An 18,858-nucleotide genomic window follows, 5' to 3' on the forward strand; every position below is an offset into this window, starting at 1 on the left:
CCTACCGCAAAAATAATTAAAATCTTCTCTTTTTTTTGTATGTTTGAAACCTCAATCAAAAATACCACTTATGCTAAAGAAAGTTCCGCACACTTACACTATTGTATTCTCGATTATTATCATCTGTGCTATCCTGACATGGATTATTCCGGGGGGTGAATACGCGCGGAAAACCGTCGATGTAAACGGCGTGGAACGCACGGTTATCGTGAACGATTCATTTCATGAGGTTGCCAAGAGCCCGCAGACATGGCAAGTATTCTCCGCACTCTTCAACGGGTTCGAGAAGCAGGCGGGCATTATCGCGTTTATATTGATCATCGGCGGAGCTTTCTGGATCATGAACAACAGTAAGGCAATTGACGTGGGGATTTTCTCTTTCCTGCGTTCCACGCGAAAACTGGAACACATCGGGATTATACGCAAACTAGGTGTAAACAATATTATTATCACGATGGTCATGCTACTTTTTAGTAGTTTCGGTGCCATATTCGGCATGAGCGAGGAAACACTGGCTTTCGTTATTATCATCGTTCCTTTGGCGATATCCATGGGGTACGATTCCCTCACGGGCGTATGCATGGTGTACGTTGCCGCTCATGTCGGTTTTGCCGGGGCCATTCTCAACCCGTTCACGATAGGCATAGCACAAGGGCTATCCGACTTACCGTTATTTTCCGGGTTTGAATATCGCTTGTTCTGTTGGGCGATTCTCAACGTGATTATGATCGCTTGGGTACTGCGTTACGCGGCAAAGGTGAAAAAGAACCCGAAAGCATCATTAGTCTACAATCTCGACAGCCATTGGCGTAAAGAGAAAGTAGCTACCACCGAAGAAATAGAATATAAAACCTATTCCTCCTCTTGGATGGTTTATCTTTTTATCCTTTCGGGACTTGCCATTTTCTCGTTCTATTTCCCCCGCACCACGTTATCTATCGGAGAACACTCCAGTTTGACCACCTTTGTACTCCCCGTCCTAACCATATTATTCGCGTTGATCGGTTTTTTCTCGCTACGAAAATCCTATCACTTTTTTATATTGACTATTCTGGGCTTCACGATTCTTTTCCTGATCGTGGGAGTCATGGGCTACGGTTGGTATTTACCCGAAATATCCGGATTATTTTTGGCCATGGGTATTTTATCCGGTTTCGCCGCAAAGGAGAATGCCGATAACATTGTAAAACTTTTTATTGCCGGAGTGAAAGATATTCTCTCCGCGGCGTTGGTTGTGGGACTTGCGGGGGGAATTATTATCATCTTACAGGAGGGGCATATCATTGATCCCATTCTTCATTCATTGGCAAATCTCATGAACGAAACGGGGAAGGTACTCTCGTTAGGAGTCATGTATCTCATCCAGACGATGATCAATATCATCATTCCGTCCGGTTCTGCAAAGGCAGCCCTAACCATGCCGATTATGGCACCGTTCTCCGATGTGATCGGGTTATCCAGACAAGCTACCGTTATGGCGTTCCAATTCGGTGACGGCTTTACCAACATGATCACCCCCACTTCCGGGGTTCTGATCGGAGCTTTAGGTATCGCACGTATACCTTATGACGTTTGGGTAAAATTCTTCTGGAAGTTTATCTTATTTTTGATCGTCATCGGGTTTATTTTGCTTATCCCGACCGCCACGATGCAATTGAACGGGTTTTAAAATATACAAAGACTCCACGCGTGCCCACATGGCGGATTCTTCACGAATGAAGCCGGCAAGGTTACGAGTATTCCATTGCCTACCCGTTTGTAGCTTAAATTACCCTTGTATCCCAACAACGAAACCTTTGTCCCTTTTTCCGGCTTTATACTGTAAAGCATAATCCGGGAAGGCGGATTCGGTTCATCCTCGTCATTCAAGTATATGGCATAAATCTTCCCGTTACTCTTGTGCCTCGTGTAACAAATCTTCGCTTCTTTGTACGGGGCTATCGGTCGGGTTTCGTAAATGGCTTCCCCGTTAATTTTCATCCAAGCCCCGAGCTCTTTCATAATCTTTATTCCTTCCGGCGGAATCTCTCCGTTCCCGTCCACTCCCACGTTCAACAGGAAGTTTCCCCCTTTGCTGACAATATCCACAAGGTTATGAACCAACTCACGGGTAGGTTTATATTTGTCTCCCGGCAGATACGACCATTGATTCGCCATGGTCATACAGGTTTCCCACGGGTAATCCCACGGCTTCTCGGGAATCTTCTGTTCCGGGGTACGATAATTCTCGTATTTTCCACCCACCCAACGATCTACCACGATCAATCCGGGCTGATACCCCCGAGCCATATCAACAATCTTGTCCAACCTGATATCTTGTCCCCGGTTCTCGGGTGCAACCCAACCACCGTCTAGCCAAAGAATATCCACGGGACCGTATCCGGTCATCAATTCCTTCACTTGATTAAAAGTAAAATTACAGAACTTTTCCCACATCCACGGGTGTTCCTTGATTTTGTAATTCACGTTCCGGTCGCCATGCTGCCATCGATCCGACCAATAATAAGGACTATTCCAATCCGGTTTCGAGAAATACGCCCCGATCATAAAATCCCGCTCCCCGAAAGCCCGGTATATCTCTTTCAACACATCCGCTTTCTCCGCCGTGTGATAGGGACATTCTTTAGAAGTTATTTTATAATCCGTTTCCCTCGTGTCCCACATACAGAAACCGTCATGATGCTTCGTCGTGAACACGAAATACTTCATTCCCGCTTCCTTTGCCAATTCCGCCCATTTATCCGGGTCGAACTTCACCGGGTTAAACGTCTTTTTCAAATCCACGTAATTCCGGTAATACTCGTCATAAGAAATCGTCGTGTCCCGTTGAATCCAATCCACATCTTCCGAACAAATCGTCCACGATTCACAATATCCTTTCTGACTATACGGTCCCCAGTGCACGAAAAAACCGAACTTCAAATCCTGCCACCGTTCCAATTTTGCTTTCACTGCCGAATCCTGTTCCCAATAATACTCCATTCCCTCGTATTGGGCTTTCAACAAGGTACACCACAGAACGAATACCACGCACAACAATAATCTTCGCATTGTTTCTCTTTTAGCAATTAATATATTTTACACAAACACATACAAAGATAACAAAACAAGAATCATATAAAAAAGGAATTGTTCAAAAAAGGATGGAAACTTAGAGTTCTCCCTTTTTTGAACAATTTCTTTTAACAAGAACACCAATTCTATTCTAATCTATCAGATACCAAAGCTCTTAACTTTTCCCCTCTAAGATTCTTGGCTATAATCCGGTTGTTCTCGTCCAGCACCAGAATGGTCGGTACGGCATCGATGTTATACATTTTTACCACATCACCTTGCCAACCTTTCAAATCCGAAAGGTGCAACCATGTCAGACCGTCTTTTTTAATCGCCTCTTCCCATTTGTCTTTTTTCTCGTCCAAAGAAACACTTACCACGACAAGCCCTTTCTCTTTAAAATCGTTGTATAACTTCACCATATTCGGATTCTCCATTCGGCAGGGGCCGCACCACGAAGCCCAAAAATCGATGATTTTCAATTTTCCCTTTACCTCATACAAGGCAATCTCCTTCCCTTCTGGAGTAGGCAACGTAAAATTCGGAGCCACGGCATCTACTTCCACGCCCTCTAACGCCCGAATACGCGCAGCCATCAATTTCCCCGGCCCCGTGTGTTTTGCCTTATCCGATAATCCGGCATAACACATTTTCAATCCGTTCAAATCCATCCGTTCCATGCCCGCAGTCTGCACATAAGCCGCCAGTACATTGTCTTTATTTCTTTCCACGATAACACCCAAACGTTTTTGAGCGTCTGCCGTTACCTGTTCCAATTTTCCTTTCAACTCGTTCACTGTCCTGAAATGCTTGGCGGCAGAAGCCTCTTCCAATTCCATCTTTACTTTCCGAATCTTTTGATTTTCCTCTGTCACGGCTTCTTGATAGACGTTCAACTCTTTTTGCAACTTTCCTCCCCTAATCACACTCTTTCCGGATTGAAACAATTCCATCTCGTAAGGTGCATCCGTGTCCAAAATAAATACAAAACCACCACCGTAACCAGCCACATAAATCAAAGCTACACGAGGCTCATCCAACTCACCTTCAATCACGAATTTACCACTTACGATATCACCTTGCCCCAAGGTATCCACACGCCCTACCTCTTGTGAAACTACAATCATTTTTCCCTCGGGCATCTCCGGAATTGCTCCGTTAATCGTGAATTTTTTCTTTTCCCCGAAAACAATCCCGGGGAAAAATAAACAACCTAATACAAATAACTTCCACATAATTAATTCAATCTTCTGGTTATCGCCGTGTAAACAACATCTTTAATCACTCCAAACCCCGTAAACACGTGCGAGTCAACATAATCACCTCCCACACTCAATACAACTTCATGCAATTCACCCTGTCCTCCTGCATTTACCACGACACCCAACGTCCTGTAAGGTTCACTTTCATACTGAAAATCCCCCTCCGAATCAGACCTGAATTTCAACCGGGTAATCACATTTCCTGCATCATAAAGTTCCACTTTTTCTTTTGTTACGACATTAAACAAATAAACTTTACTTTCCTCTGTGTATAAAAATTGGTCCATGAAGGCAACCGTTGTGGCAAAACATGTATTTCCGTTAAAACCTAACTTACCTAATTTTTCACGAACTACTTTTATCGGGGACTCATCCGCCTTTGCCGATTTACCTCCTTTACTACTAGCTTCTATTTTCAACAAATAACAAGTATCATTCATCACACCTATTGCCGTAGCACCTTCTTCACTGGAATTTACCGAAATTCCTTTACCCAACCACAATATCTCCATATTATGAGTAACACCTTGTTTATCTACCTCTTGAAGTCCTTCAACAGGAAATGGAGTCAATTTTTCCAGATTATACTCGACAGCCTCTTGAGGATAGATATCTTCACTCACACCAAAATTATAACAACCATTCATTCCATTCAGACGATAGGACATAAATTTTCGATTCACCTTATCCCACACCGTCACGAAACCGGATTGTGACATATAAATCTTATCTATCACATAGTTCTGTACGTTATCCTCTGCCAAACCCGCAAAATAGAATCCACTATCACCCGAATGATAAAATTTTCCGGCATCATCGACAACAATAGCATTCCTCCACAATACATGGGAAACTCCATACGCCAGATTAGTCGGGTTTAATCCCGGAGCGAATAAATTCCGTGAAGCCTTAGCATCTTCCAAGGCAAAAGGAAGCATAAATGATGCAGAATCAGACTGAACCACGTAAAAACGTTCCATATCTCGAGTATAAGAAACTGATCCCGCAAACATCAATGAATTCGCTTTCTGAAACCGCTCCACATCCCAAGTTTCCCGATAAGCATCCAAAGTAATAATCGCATGCGTGGAATCCGGATCCTCCACCGTAGACAATTTCCGATTGTTTTCCTCTCCATTCAACACGAACCACGCATGTACAAAAGGTAATCTTGTTCCCATCGTAAAATCCCGGTAAGTACTAATTCCGGTTTTTGTATCCGTCAATCGGAACTTAACATTATAACTGGATGATTTCCGAACCGGATAAGTAAGTGTTAATTCCTTCGTGAAGACACTATCCATAACATTCTCATTACCTTCACGATAACTCACCACCCACAAATACTCCATATTCTCTTCCCCCTCGACCTCACTCTGAGAAAAAACAGGAGAATAAGTAACAGACAACTCCTCTTGAATCGGTTGCCGATAAGTATACCGGTACGAAGTCCCTTCCGTAACAACCTCTGGCACGGGATCGAAGGTAAGCCCTTCGATCGTGTTTATATCCTTGTAATCGTAGTTTCCTTTATCATCATAACATCCACAAAGAAGCCACGTGACAAAACTCAATATAACTATTATTCTCTTCATCATATTCCTATTTTACAAATTCATAGACATTCTTCTTTGCTTACAATACCGGGAACTGCTCGAACGGCAACGGATTATCCGGATGCTCTGTGTTATATTGATCATAAGCATTTCTCAACAACTGATTTAACCTAACCGCATCCCACTCCGCATACCAGTAGACAAAACTTTCATAGTCTGCAGCACTAAGCACCTCCTGCATAAAAGTATGTTTAGCCATAGAATACTCTCCCAATATAGCTAAATGAGGAGGATAATTCCACCACTGTGGAGCCGGCGGTTCCGGGAACGAAAAATCCACCTCTTCGTCCGGGTGTAAAGCCTTATATTCCACCAACGCTTCATTCAAAGTCTTAAGGTCCTCACTCCAATTAGCATACGGGTTATACAAGGTCTTCAAAATAGTAACCATAAATGCATATTTATCTTCCGTATACTCTCCTACAACATCATCATCCCATTCTCTCGGTTGCGGGTATCGATTAATCAACCGTACACGATATTCATCCTTTTCCGCTGCCCCCAGTTCCAAAGAAGGATCCGAATTCTCCACGTCGAACACGATGCTCACGGTAAATTCTTTCCGCACTTTTGGATTCAACACGTACACCTCTACCGTATCCTTTAACTGTCCGGCACGAAACACATATGAAGGTTCAAACTCCAAAAATGAAACTGCCGTTGGATCTTCTCCCTCTCCGACCTTAGCTTTCAATCGAAACTCCCGATCATAATCTGCGGCACGTCCCATCAAATACAAATTCAACTTCACACCTTTTTTTAACAAAGAATCTCCCGAATACTTGGGCTCCAAATAATAATCGTTATCACCCGGTCCCCACCGCATCGTATCCGTTACGTACTCTTTCATGAAATCAACAGTAACCCTTAAAGCATTCGTGTCATAATTAAATTGCAGCCCATCTCGCTCCAACGAATAACTGATAATCTCTTTCTCCTGACACGATGCAAAAGAGAGCAACAAAAAACCTATATATAATATATACTTTCTCATAACCAATTCTTTACATTTTTAAATCACTCGGCTTCTCCATAAGTTTTCTCGTCATCCGGAACCGGCAGAACATAAGCAGAAAAGTTCTCCACGGGACAACGATAAAACGTACTCCTATTATGTCTTTTCAAGAAATAAAAATACTGTCCTTCCGCGAAAAACTCCTTCCGGTACTCCTTATCCAACACCTCCAACCGTTGTTCCTCCGTCACATCCGTTCCCAAATTATTACTTCTGGAAATACCCCGAGTAGTTCTCACCGTATTAATATATTGCCCACACTCGGACAAAGCCACAGATTCAGCCAAAATATAATACATCTCGGCTAATCGAATCAAAGGTATTTTTTCTCCATACAACCCCTCACCAAGATATTTGCGACACATCAAAAGATTACTAGCCGTATGATTAAAACCATACCCGGAACGATAACGCATATCATTCAAACCGATTCCCTCGTTAATCTCGAACAATCCGTTTGCATTATTTCCCGTAATATAATACTGCACATCATAAGAGGAACCATTCACCCAGTAATTTTTCAATTTCTCCTCCATATCATACATGGCAAGACCAAAAACGGTCTCTCCATATAAAGAAACATCCTGCTGATTATTCCGAACAAGTTCTAAGCCGGATTTTTCAATCACTTCCCGAGCATACTGTGCAGCCAACTCTTTATTTCCCCGATATAGATATACACGTGCCAACATCGCTTTCACCGCAAACTTATTCATACGATGCTTGCGTTGCCCGATAAAAGGCTCTTCAGCCACATGCTCGTAATTCATCGGATCATTTTTCAACAACTCTTCAGCCGCCTGAAGATCTGCAACAATGCGCTTAACAACTTCATTAGCAGCCATCATAGGAGCGCTCTCCGAATCGAACTTGTCCCGGAAAGGGATACATAACTTCGTGGAATCCAACGAATAAATCGGCCCCCACAAACGCAATATATCGAAATAATGGAAAGCCCGTAACCCAAGAGCCTCACCCTTCATCAAATCTCGATAACCTTCCGTCAAAATAACATCCCCGTTCGTTTCAAGATATTGCAGGAAATTATTGATATTCGCTATCTCGTTATACAATTTCAACCAAATATCGGCTATGGCATTTTTAGAACTTGTAGTCTCACCATACTTGTATATTGCCGCACGCTCCTCATCCGTAACAGCTCCCGGGGCATAATTATCATATCGTTGTACCAATTTCTCTACAAAATCGAATGTCATTTGTCTACCATACGATTTTTCAAGAGTCATCATACTATATAAACCCGTCAATGCACTTTTAAAACCATCCTCCGAAGTAAAGAATTTCTCTGCCTCGATATCCGTTTTGGGGTTCACATCTATCCAATCCTGACAGGACGATAAAAACAATGAAACGGTACAAATTGCAACTACTAATATATTTCTCATCTTGTACTCCTCCACATTTTAATTAAACAATACCGACAAGGACACGTTAAACATCCGGGCAAAAGGATAATCCAACCCCCGCTCCGTCTTGATCGAAGAAATTCGTCCTAAATCCTCCATCGTGGCATTCAATGACACACTTGCTATCCGGCAAGCCTGCAAGAACTTAAAATTCTTCGGGTCAAAACGATAACCAACAGACAAAGATGTAAAGGACAACTCATTACGCTTTTGAACGAAACGACTGCTCATCCCCGTTTGCTGGCTGACAATCGACATTGATTTATAACGGGCATTCCGGTTTTCAGGACTCCAACGACTGGATAACGCTCTACGATCCACATTATACGCCGCACTGGAATTTTCAATTTTATCCACCAACGTTTGATTATACCACCATGCTCCCAGTTCGTAAGTACAAGCTAAAGCAACACTCCAATTCTTATACGTGAACGCGGAAGAAATAGCACCTCTCAATTTCGGTTCCTGATCCCCGACAGCAATCTTATCGAGCGGATCCCAAATATAAGTCTTTTCCCCGTTACGAGTCAAAAACACTTCCTGCCCCGTTGCCGGATCTATTCCCAAGGATGGAACAACAAACAACTGTGTCGTGGACTTCCCCTCTTCATAAATAGCTTCCGGAGAACCGTCTTTCTTCTCCAGATTCTTTTGATTCATCGCCTTCATCTCATTCGAAATCTTCTTGATCACGTTTCTGTTATGCGAGCCATTTGCGGAAACACTCCATTGAATCTGCCGCTCATAATCCTGAACAGGCATCACGCTGAACTGAATATCATACCCTTCATTCTCAACCGCACCCACGTTCATCGTCTTTGACGCAAAACCGGTTGAAGGCGCTATATTGTAATCCAACAACAACTCATCCGTGTAATTATTATAATACGAGAATGATGCATTCACCCGACTATTCCACAACCCAATCTCGAGAGCCAAACTCCGGTTCTTCGTCGTGGACCATCCCAAATCCGGATTACCTATTCCTTTCAATTGAGCACCTAAAATATCCGAAGAAGGATACGGGAACAACAAATCGTCGTAAGTATAAGTTTCTTTCGCCTGATACGGGGAATAACTTTGAGAACCCGTGACTCCATACGAACCTCGTACAACCAAATTAGATATTAATGTATTCTGAAACCATTTTTCCCGGTGTATATTCCAACGAGCACCGGCAGCCCAGAAAGGAGCCATACCCGTATTCGCTCCGAATTGGGAAGAAAGGTCACCCCGAACACTAAAATCAACAGCAAAGCGCATATCATACATATAACTCACTTGTCCTATCAAACCTACTGTACGGGAAGTTGATTCGGAACCTCTTACCCGATCATCCATCTCGTAAGCGAACAAAAAGTCAGTCATATTATCATTCGGGAAACCGAATGCTTGTAAATTGACACTGTTATTCTTTGATTCATCCACATTCCAACGCGCAAACAAACTCAACAAATGCTTATCCTTCGTGTAATTATAATTCACGGAAGCATTCACACTCCACGCCACATTATCTCCCGTATTCTTCTCGTACGAACCTTTTTTAGTTAGGTCCTCCTGCGGGATAAAATCAGTATGATTCATCGATTTAAACTTTTCCATACGTGAAATACCTTTTGTTATGGAAGCTCCTATCGACACACGGAAATTTTCCTGTATAGCACACTCTATCGTGAAATTATCCACCACATTAAAATTCTCTGTAAAATCCTTGTATTTAAACAAAGTATTATACAACGGATTTACCACTGTCACGGTTCCACCTCCACCCGGCAATATCTTTTGATCCAAGAAACTCGTGTATCTTCCGTTCTCATCCGTCTTCCGGTAATAAGGATTCAATCTCGTGTACTGGCTAAACGAACCGTACGGAGAATTATCACCCCTCACGTTCGACAATGTTAATTGGTTTTGAATATTCCATTTTTTCCGACGGTATTGAAGTGACAATCCTAACCCCATAGTATTTCGGCCCGATTCCTTCATCACACCCGGCTCTCTCGAATAATTCAAGCTCAAATTATACCTCAATGCCTCGTCACCACCTTCCATAGATAGCGTATGGCGATGTGTTACAGCTGTACGCAAAGGTTCCGATAACCAATACGTGTCTACTCCTCTCTGAATTTCTGCCTTATAATAATTATAATAATTCAATTGACTCGTGGTCGTGAACACCCCGGCCTGTCGCTCGTATTCCAATTTCTCTTTCGCGTTCATCAAATTATAATCCGATAAATCGGGAACGGATATACCCATATTCATGCTATATGATATATTCAACGCACCCGGAAGCGGCTTCTTCGTTTCCACGACAACCACACCATTTGAAGCCTTGGAACCATAAATAGCGGTAGCTGCCGCATCCTTCAAAATTGTGATCGACTCCACCCGCTCCGGATCAATATCCACTATACGCTGCAATGTAGTTTCAAAACCGTCCAACACGAAAAGCGGCATATTCGGGCGTTGTGAATAATCACCCATCATCATCTCCATACTATTCGCATCCACTCCCCCGTTACCCAACTGCACATCTCCCCGTAAACGGAACTCCGGCATTGCATTCGGGTTCGACCCTGCCCGATTATTTTCCAAGATACGGAAACTGGGATCAAACACTTGAAGCGCCTTTAACAAATTATTCGGACTAAGTTTCTTCAACTCGCTTCCCTTTACCGTCACGTAACCACCCGAGAAACTCTCCACCTTACGAGGAGCCATACCCGTCACCACAACATCCTCCAGTTCTGTCTGCTTCTCGGTCAACTTAATCACCACGTTCTCCATATTTCCCGTCACCGGAACAATTTCCTCCTCGTATCCCACGAAAGACACCAACAAGGCAGAAGTCCCCTCCGGCACCTCAATAAAAAACTTCCCGTCAATATCCGTCACAACACCCATTGCTTTGTTTTCCTTGAGAATAATACTCGCCCCGGGCAACGTCTCTTTCGTTGCCGCATCTATTACCGTCCCTCGAATCTTAAAAACGACCACCCCTTGTGCGGACTTCTTGTATTTCAAAACCACGACCCGGTTCATCTGGTATTCCACCTCAACCGACTGATCGCCTAACACAAGCAATAACACGTAGTCCAACGTCCTATCTTTCACATCGAAAGAAACACGCTTATCAACATCAATCTGTGAATGATTATAAAAGAATCTCACCTTCGCCGCCGAAGCCAACGTGTCCAACACCTGATTCAACTTCATATCCTTCACGTTCATAGTAATCTTCGTGTTTTTATACTCTTGTTCCTGTCCAAAAACATTCTGTATAGAGAACAATACACATAAAAAAACACAACAAACCAATTTAATAATTAAATCTCTACAGATCCACTTCTTTTTTTGCATAGTTTTGTATTGTTTTTAGTTTAGAGGCTTTAAATTAAAATCTATTCTAGAGGGGAATATAGTGCGAATATATTTCCCTCTATATTTTAAGCCTATTGCATCACTTGATTCAATATTTTCTTGTACTCTTTTTCCTTATTATACTTCTTCAAATAATCTTTCACCAACTTCTCGACCATATCAAAATCCTTATTTGCTGCCACCGCATCATACAAGAACACGAAAAGCGCCGTATCCCTCAACGCACCCTCGTAAAAAGCTGCCAAATCCTTGTATTGCTCCTCAATAGAAGTCGGTGCCTTATACTCTTTGCCTGCGGCACGGGCTTCCCGTTCTCTCACGTAATCTTTATAAGGCGACAACATACACATGTAAGCCCTATTTCTCAATGAAGCTTTATCATTACGCAACTTATACTCTTTCAATACACTCCAATAATCGGCAGTCATACAATCCTCCAATTTCTTCTTGTGCACTTCGGCACTAGCGTAAGGATAAGTAATCAGATTAGTCAACAGCGTACCCTCGATACTCGATAATACCATATTATACATCTCTGGCGTAATCTCACCCTTTACCTTATCCAAAATAGCTTTTTCATCCTTCAACTCCTGCACGGTAGCCTCGTGGAACTTCTTGGCATCAACTTGTGTCACCAGCATCGCCGGAATATTCGTCTTGTAACGCCGTTCACGCTGTAACATCTCTTTCTCGTATACCTTCGTGTTCACCGCCACTGCCGCTGGAGTTCCCGAGAATTCCACTTTATCATAACTCCGCCCTTTATAAGTAACCTTCAAATGAATAGAATCTCCCGGTTGCAAAAACACCTCGATAAAAGTATTCAGCTTCAATGTAGTAATATCATCCAAATCCACCGTGAATTCCATCAACTGTCCGTCCTTGTACGGAAACTCCATATTAATCCCATCCTTCTCAAGAAAATCAAAATGTACTTTATCTCCCTGATAACCGTATATTTCCGCACTCACTACCGTGGGACGCCCTTTCGCGTTACACGTCCAAGAGAACAACCCACATAAAAATACCGTCAACAACAAATACCTCATACCCTATTATTTATTTAAAACTTCCTTTACCTTCTTGATCAACTCTTCACCTCTAAGATCCAACGCAATAACTTTACCTTGCGGATCAATCAATACGGTATAAGGCACTGCCGTCACGTTACACAATTTCACGGGAGGCGTTCCCCACGATTTCAAATCACTCACTTGAATCCACTTCATTTTATTTTTCTCTACCGCATTTAGCCAAGCATCTCTCTTTTGATCCAAAGATACCCCCACGATTTCAAAATTCTTTCCCTTACACTCCTTGTAAAGTTTCACCACGTTAGGCATTTCCCTCATACATGGTCCACACCACGATGCCCAAAAATCAATCAACACGTATTTCCCTCTCAAGCTACTCAATTTAAATAAATTACCATCCTTATCAGGCAATTTGAAATCCGGCATATCACTTCCCACCTTAAACTCAGCCAATCGAATATATTCATCCAACTGTCTCGTGTAAGGATGCTCGTTCAAACTCGGATCGACCAAGGCTCTCAACTTCTTTAATTCATCCAAAGAAACATTCGCCCGCATCTCCCAAAAAATCATAAAAGGAGCTATTGCCTGATCGGAATAACGTTTTACCAATTCTTCCTGCAACTCCAAATTTCTTCTATTATGAAAATCCGTACGGGCCTTAAAATCTCTGGCCCTCGCCTCATCCGATTGATTCCGGTTCAATAAAATATCAATACAAGCAGCCCGCTTAATACTATCCATATGAAACTTTTGCGTTGCCCTATAAGCACTAAAAATCTCATTATTCGGCGTACCAACCACATCAGAATTCAAAAAAAACTGAGAATTAGCTTTCACGCGAACTGTTCCTCTTTCCACCCAAACAGGAGTAATCGGACTCAAACACTCCGGATCACCACTCTTAACGAAATACATCCTCGGAACGCCACAATCTTTAACGACAAACGTGTATTGATTATCAACGACATCACAACTATCCACAACCCACGACTCCCCATTAATCTCCTTCTCTTCCACCAAATACACCTTCTTACCCTTATAAACTCAATCCAATACACCGCGAATCACGCAATCCTCGCTTATCGTTTCACTCTGCCCGAAAAGCCCGACAAACGACATTATCAAACATCCTAATACTAAAATCCTTTTCATACAAATTGCTTTAACTTCAAATTAAACATGATAAAAATCACCTAACGTATAATTTATTACCCTCCATTCTACACGATAAAGAGGACGTCTCCCCCAATCGCTGAACAAAAGCATCAAAACTTTCTTCTTTATTCACCACGCCCGTGAATATCGACTCTCCCACACTCCCTTCCAGCACAATCTCCACCGCGTACCAACGCTCCAATATCCGAGCTACATCAACCAATTTCTTTCCCCGGAACACGTACTGCCCATCTTTCCAAGCAATGAAATCTCCCGCATCCACCACAGCCATCTCCACGTAATTCCTTTCGCGATCATAACGCAACTGGTCATCCGGCTTCAACTCGTAACACCGCTCCCCCGCGTAAGCTTCCACTTTCCCGCTAACCAAAGTCACTTCCACGAGCCTATCCCCTTTATACGCGTTGACATTAAAAGACGTACCAAGAACCTTAACACGCACCCCGTCCATTTCCACGAAGAAAGGATGACTCTCGTCCCTAGCCACTTCAAAATACATCTCGCCCGAGGCATATACCACCCGCTCGTCGCCACCGAAAGCCACCGGGTAGCGCAACTTGGAACCGGCATTCAACCACACCTTTGTTCCATCCGCCAAAGTGAAACTATAATCACACAAAACCGGAGTTTCCAATGTATTATACACCGTTTCCCCTTTCACCGAATCGGGAACACAATACTCCAAACCACCCGCTTCGTTCTCCCGCACCTGTATCCCTTGCACCTCATCCAAAAGAATACCTTCCCCGTACAATACCATCTCCTGCCCGTTGGAAAGGGTCAACGTGGGAACTCTCCGCCCCGTTACCGCCACTTCTACCCGTTGGTTCTCCTTCGGCATCATCTCTCCCTCTTCCCGGTTAAAATAGAACAAAGCCACCCCTAAAGGCAACAGTAACATCGCCGCATATCGCACCATTCGTCTTACTCTCCGCCTCCGGTCGCCCAAAACTTTCCTCCTCCGCACGAAAAAATCAAAGGCCGTCTGCACGTCAGCTTCCCGGTATTGCCTAATCTTTTCCCGTGCCACCACGTCCGAATAAATTCGGTCAAACAGCATCTTGTTATGCCCCGACGCCCTCTTCCAAGAATCCAACTTCGCTTGCTCATCCCGCGTGCTCTTCCCTGCCAAACTCTTGGATATCAATCTTGATATTTCAAATAATATCTCTTTCTTTGAATCCATAATCTATACTTTATCAATAGACACAAACAGCATTTTCCTGTTCATTCATATATAAAACGCACATCCTTTCCAAAAGGGGGGATGAAAAATAAAAAATAATATACGATTTTATTCGTAACGAACGTTACAACCAAATCAAACTAACCAGACAAATCAAATCAGCATCTTTCAAACGAGAAATCAATTTTCTCTTCCCGTTACTTTTATATTCTTTCACGGTATCCACCGAAATCTCCATCTTTTCAGCTATCTCCGCGATCTTCAACCCTTCAAGAGTCAACATCATTACCATTTTGCATTGAGGCGGTAATGTATCGACGGCAGCCATCAGACGGGCATACACATCCTCCTCCAACACCTTATCCCAAAAGTGTTCTACATCTGTTTGCGAGGACAAAACTTCCTTGTGATATTTATCCCGCACCTTTTGTTTCCTGAAATGGCTGATACATTTATTTTTCAGAGAACTGTACAGGAAATATTTAACCTCGCTCTCCGTTTTAAATTTGTACCCGCTTTCCAACAACGAAATAAACACATCTTGAACCAAGTCCTCCGCCACATCATTATCTTTCACGTAATAATTCGCCAGAGCTTTCAACGCCACGTAATAAATTCGATACAAGTGTTGATAAGCCCGGTTATCTTTCCGTGCCAGCAAATCCAATAATTCCTCTTGATTCAATGCATCATCTCCCATTGACAAAGATAAAAGAGGAAGCGTCCCAAAAACCTCATGGAACGCTTCCCGCTATAATAACTTGAAAATTAATTTTCTTCCGTGTAAGACTCAAGCGGGTCACAAGTACACATCAAGTTACGGTCACCGTAACCGTCGTCTACACGACCTACTTGCGGCCAGAACTTGTTCTCTGCCACCCAAGCCAGCGGGTAAGCCGCTTTGCTACGCGGGTAAGCGTGCGACCATTCATCGGCGGTCAACACCTTGTGCGTGTGAGGTGCGTTCTTCAAAACGTTATCCGTCTTGTCAGCCTTACCCTCGCCCACTTCAATCATCTCTTCACGAATCGTGGTCAATGCCGCGATAAAGCGATCCAGTTCTTCTTTCGGCTCGCTCTCGGTAGGCTCAACCATCAACGTCCCGTGAACAGGGAATGACAAAGTAGGAGCGTGGAACCCGAAGTCCATCAAACGTTTCGCGATATCCAACTCGGAAATACCATACTCTTTGTTGAACATGTTGCAATCCCAAATCATCTCGTGCCCTACACGACCTTGCTTTCCTTTATACAAAATCTTGAAGCCCAACTTCTCGAAAGAAGAAGCCAGATAATTGGCGTTCAAGATAGCCATCTTCGTCACCATCTCCAACCCCTCGGCACCCAACATCAGCAAGTAACCGTAAGTCACGGGCAACATTCCCACCGAACCGTAAGGAGCGGCAGCAACAGCGTGAATACCTTCCTCGCCTCCGGTCTTCACCATCGTGTGCGACGGCAAGAATTTCACGAGGTGAGAAGCCACGCAGATAGGACCTACACCGGGACCGCCACCACCGTGAGGCATAGCAAACGTCTTGTGCAAATTCAAGTGACACACGTCAGCACCAATCGTACCGGGGTTCGTCAAACCGCATTGCCCGTTCATGTTAGCCCCGTCCATGTAGAACAAACCGCCATTCTCGTGAATAATATCCGCCAACTCCTTGATAGACTCCTCAAAAATACCGTGAGTCGACGGGTAAGTAATCATAGCACCCACCAAATTATCACGATGCTCGATAGCCTTCTTGCGGAAATCCTCCACGTCAATATTACCCTCCGGGTCTGTAGCCGTCACGATAATCTTGAAACCCGCCATCGTGCTTGACGCGGGATTAGTTCCGTGCGCAGAAGAGGGAATCAAAATCACGTTCCGATGCCCTTCCCCTCTGGCGATATGATATTGGCGAATCACCATCAACCCCGTGTACTCACCCGCTGCACCGGAATTAGGCTGCAAACTGCATCCTGCAAAACCGGTCACCTTACACAACATATCCTCCGTTTCACGTATCATCTGTTGATACCCCTCTGCTTGAGAAAGCGGAACAAACGGGTGCAAACCGCCAAACTCCGGCCAAGTAATAGGCAACATCTCCACTGCCGCATTCAACTTCATCGTGCAAGAACCCAATGAGATCATGGAAGTAGCCAAAGAGATATCCCTTCTCTCCAGATTCTTCATGTAACGCATCATCGCGGTTTCCGAGTGATAAATATTAAACACGGATTGCGTCAAAATCTCATCCTCACGCAACATCGCCGGTTCCAACACCGTGCGGTCGTCAATAAACTCGACACGCTCGGCTGTCTTCCCTGCCGCCTTGGCAAAGATACCGATCAACGTGTTGATTTCCTCCTCGTTGATTTTCTCGTCAGTAGACAGACCGACCACTTTTCCGCACCCGCAATCACAATAGAACAAGTTTATTTCCTGCTCCAAAGCGGCATCGCGCACCGCCTCTTGAGTTACACCTTCCGGCAACTCGAAACGAAGCGTATCGAAGAATTTCTCCACTTTCAGCTTGTAACCCAACTTCTGGATTTCTTCTGCCAGAGTCACTGCCGCCGAGTGAATATGACGAGCGATACGCTCCAATCCTTCACGCCCGTGGTAAGCGGCATAGAATCCCGCCATCATGGCGTTCAACGCCTTGGCAGTACAGATATTGGAAGAAGCCTTCTCCCGTTTGATATGTTGTTCGCGAGTCTGCAAAGCCAGACGCAAAGCATGATTTCCCTGCGCATCGATCGTCACGCCGATAATACGTCCCACGATATTACGCTTGTACTCCTCTTTCGTCGCCATGTAAGCGGCGTGAGGTCCACCGTAAGACATCGGGATACCGAAACGCTGGGTAGTACCCACTGCCACGTCGGCACCCCATTCTCCCGGGGCGGTCAACAACACGAGACTCATCATATCAGCGACAGCAGTCACCAACGTTCCGTTAGCGTGCGCACGATCGGCAAAAGCCTTATAATCCCGTACTTCCCCGTTAGCGGCAGGGTATTGCACGATAGCACCGAATACATCCGGTGTAAATTCAAAAGTATCATAGTCACCGTAAACCAACTCGATTCCTTGCGGCGCGGAACGGGTAACCAACACGTCCTTCGTCTGCGGGAACACTTGGTTATCCACGAACAATTTATTCGCCCCAGCTTTCTTCATCTCCTTGCTACGCAAACCATACATCATGGTCATAGCCTCGGCAGCAGCCGTAGCCTCGTCCAGCAACGAGCAGTTGGCAATCTCCATCCCGGTCAACTCGACTACCATCGTCTGGAAATTCAACAACGCCTCAAGACGTCCTTGGGAAACCTCCGCTTGATAGGGAGTGTATGACGTGTACCATGCCGGATTTTCCAAAATATTCCGTTGAATCACGGCAGGTGTAATCGTGTCGTAATACCCTTGCCCGATAAACGTCCTGTACAATTTATTTTTTGAAGCTACCGCTTTGATACGAGAGAAAAACTCGAACTCGGTAAGAGGAGCCGGTAAATCCAGCGGATTCTTCAACCGGATTGATTCGGGTACGGTTTGCTCTATCAACTCGTCAAGAGAACTGACACCGACCACCTTGAGCATATCCTCGATATCCTCCGGACGCGGCCCTATGTGTCTCCACAAAAATTTGTCTGTTGCCATCTATTTATTCCTAATTATTAATGATTTATACTCTAAACCATCGT

At 44.1% G+C, this 18,858-nt stretch carries 12 protein-coding genes; 1 reads left to right on the forward strand and 11 read right to left on the reverse strand.

Annotation, left to right across the window (positions count from 1 at the left end; genetic code table 11):
* Positions 1-70: 70 nt before the first annotated feature.
* Positions 71-1,669, forward strand: coding sequence for a YfcC family protein (locus Q5866_RS02155; RefSeq protein ID WP_303178490.1), 1,599 nt, complete (start codon positions 71-73; stop codon positions 1,667-1,669).
* Here Q5866_RS02155 and Q5866_RS02160 read toward each other — a convergent pair.
* The 11 genes from Q5866_RS02160 to gcvP form a co-directional block, all read right to left on the reverse strand.
* The gene (locus Q5866_RS02160) at positions 1,666-3,051 is read right to left on the reverse strand and encodes an alpha-L-fucosidase (RefSeq protein WP_303178491.1); all 1,386 of its coding nucleotides are present in this window, start codon (positions 3,049-3,051) and stop codon (positions 1,666-1,668) included. The two genes, Q5866_RS02155 and Q5866_RS02160, sit on opposite strands and share 4 nt — an antisense overlap.
* A gap of 149 nt (positions 3,052-3,200) precedes the next feature.
* A complete protein-coding gene (locus Q5866_RS02165) occupies positions 3,201-4,289 on the reverse strand; it encodes a TlpA disulfide reductase family protein (RefSeq protein WP_303178493.1) in 1,089 nt (362 codons plus the stop codon).
* Positions 4,290-4,291: 2 nt separating this feature from the next.
* Entirely contained in the window at positions 4,292-5,914 is a 1,623-nt protein-coding gene (locus Q5866_RS02170) for a PKD-like family lipoprotein (protein ID WP_303178495.1), read from the reverse strand.
* A 37-nt stretch (positions 5,915-5,951) separates the two neighbouring features.
* The gene (locus Q5866_RS02175; protein ID WP_303178497.1) at positions 5,952-6,926 is read right to left on the reverse strand and encodes a DUF4843 domain-containing protein; all 975 of its coding nucleotides are present in this window, start codon (positions 6,924-6,926) and stop codon (positions 5,952-5,954) included.
* A gap of 23 nt (positions 6,927-6,949) precedes the next feature.
* A complete protein-coding gene (locus Q5866_RS02180) occupies positions 6,950-8,353 on the reverse strand; it encodes a RagB/SusD family nutrient uptake outer membrane protein (RefSeq protein ID WP_099291103.1) in 1,404 nt (467 codons plus the stop codon).
* 18 nt (positions 8,354-8,371) lie between these two features.
* Positions 8,372-11,608: a SusC/RagA family TonB-linked outer membrane protein gene (locus Q5866_RS02185; protein WP_303178499.1), complete on the reverse strand. Its 3,237-nt coding sequence runs from the start codon at positions 11,606-11,608 to the stop codon at positions 8,372-8,374.
* Positions 11,609-11,829: 221 nt separating this feature from the next.
* Complete coding sequence (locus Q5866_RS02190) at positions 11,830-12,807, reverse strand: hypothetical protein (protein ID WP_303178501.1); 978 nt, start codon at positions 12,805-12,807, stop codon at positions 11,830-11,832.
* Positions 12,808-12,813: 6 nt separating this feature from the next.
* Complete coding sequence (locus Q5866_RS02195; protein ID WP_303178503.1) at positions 12,814-13,821, reverse strand: TlpA disulfide reductase family protein; 1,008 nt, start codon at positions 13,819-13,821, stop codon at positions 12,814-12,816.
* Between the two features lie 163 nt (positions 13,822-13,984).
* Positions 13,985-15,157, reverse strand: coding sequence for a FecR family protein (locus Q5866_RS02200; protein ID WP_303178505.1), 1,173 nt, complete (start codon positions 15,155-15,157; stop codon positions 13,985-13,987).
* A 124-nt stretch (positions 15,158-15,281) separates the two neighbouring features.
* On the reverse strand, positions 15,282-15,857 hold the full coding sequence (locus Q5866_RS02205; RefSeq protein WP_186974696.1) for an RNA polymerase sigma factor: 576 nt from the start codon (positions 15,855-15,857) through the stop codon (positions 15,282-15,284).
* A 68-nt stretch (positions 15,858-15,925) separates the two neighbouring features.
* The gene (gene gcvP, locus Q5866_RS02210; protein WP_303178507.1) at positions 15,926-18,814 is read right to left on the reverse strand and encodes an aminomethyl-transferring glycine dehydrogenase; all 2,889 of its coding nucleotides are present in this window, start codon (positions 18,812-18,814) and stop codon (positions 15,926-15,928) included.
* Between the last annotated feature and the right edge of the window lie 44 nt (positions 18,815-18,858).

Source organism: uncultured Butyricimonas sp. (assembly GCF_959596855.1).
Taxonomy (GTDB): Bacteria; Bacteroidota; Bacteroidia; order Bacteroidales; family Marinifilaceae; genus Butyricimonas; species Butyricimonas muris.

Coding starts and splice junctions, on each gene's coding strand:
- Q5866_RS02155 (WP_303178490.1), top strand. CDS start 71: ATGCTAAAGAAAGTTCCGCACACTTACACTATTGTATTCTCGATTATT.
- Q5866_RS02160 (WP_303178491.1), bottom strand. CDS start 3,051: ATGCGAAGATTATTGTTGTGCGTGGTATTCGTTCTGTGGTGTACCTTG.
- Q5866_RS02165 (WP_303178493.1), bottom strand. CDS start 4,289: ATGTGGAAGTTATTTGTATTAGGTTGTTTATTTTTCCCCGGGATTGTT.
- Q5866_RS02170 (WP_303178495.1), bottom strand. CDS start 5,914: ATGATGAAGAGAATAATAGTTATATTGAGTTTTGTCACGTGGCTTCTT.
- Q5866_RS02175 (WP_303178497.1), bottom strand. CDS start 6,926: ATGAGAAAGTATATATTATATATAGGTTTTTTGTTGCTCTCTTTTGCA.
- Q5866_RS02180 (WP_099291103.1), bottom strand. CDS start 8,353: ATGAGAAATATATTAGTAGTTGCAATTTGTACCGTTTCATTGTTTTTA.
- Q5866_RS02185 (WP_303178499.1), bottom strand. CDS start 11,608: ATGAACGTGAAGGATATGAAGTTGAATCAGGTGTTGGACACGTTGGCT.
- Q5866_RS02190 (WP_303178501.1), bottom strand. CDS start 12,807: ATGAGGTATTTGTTGTTGACGGTATTTTTATGTGGGTTGTTCTCTTGG.
- Q5866_RS02200 (WP_303178505.1), bottom strand. CDS start 15,157: ATGGATTCAAAGAAAGAGATATTATTTGAAATATCAAGATTGATATCC.
- Q5866_RS02205 (WP_186974696.1), bottom strand. CDS start 15,857: ATGGGAGATGATGCATTGAATCAAGAGGAATTATTGGATTTGCTGGCA.
- gcvP (WP_303178507.1), bottom strand. CDS start 18,814: ATGGCAACAGACAAATTTTTGTGGAGACACATAGGGCCGCGTCCGGAG.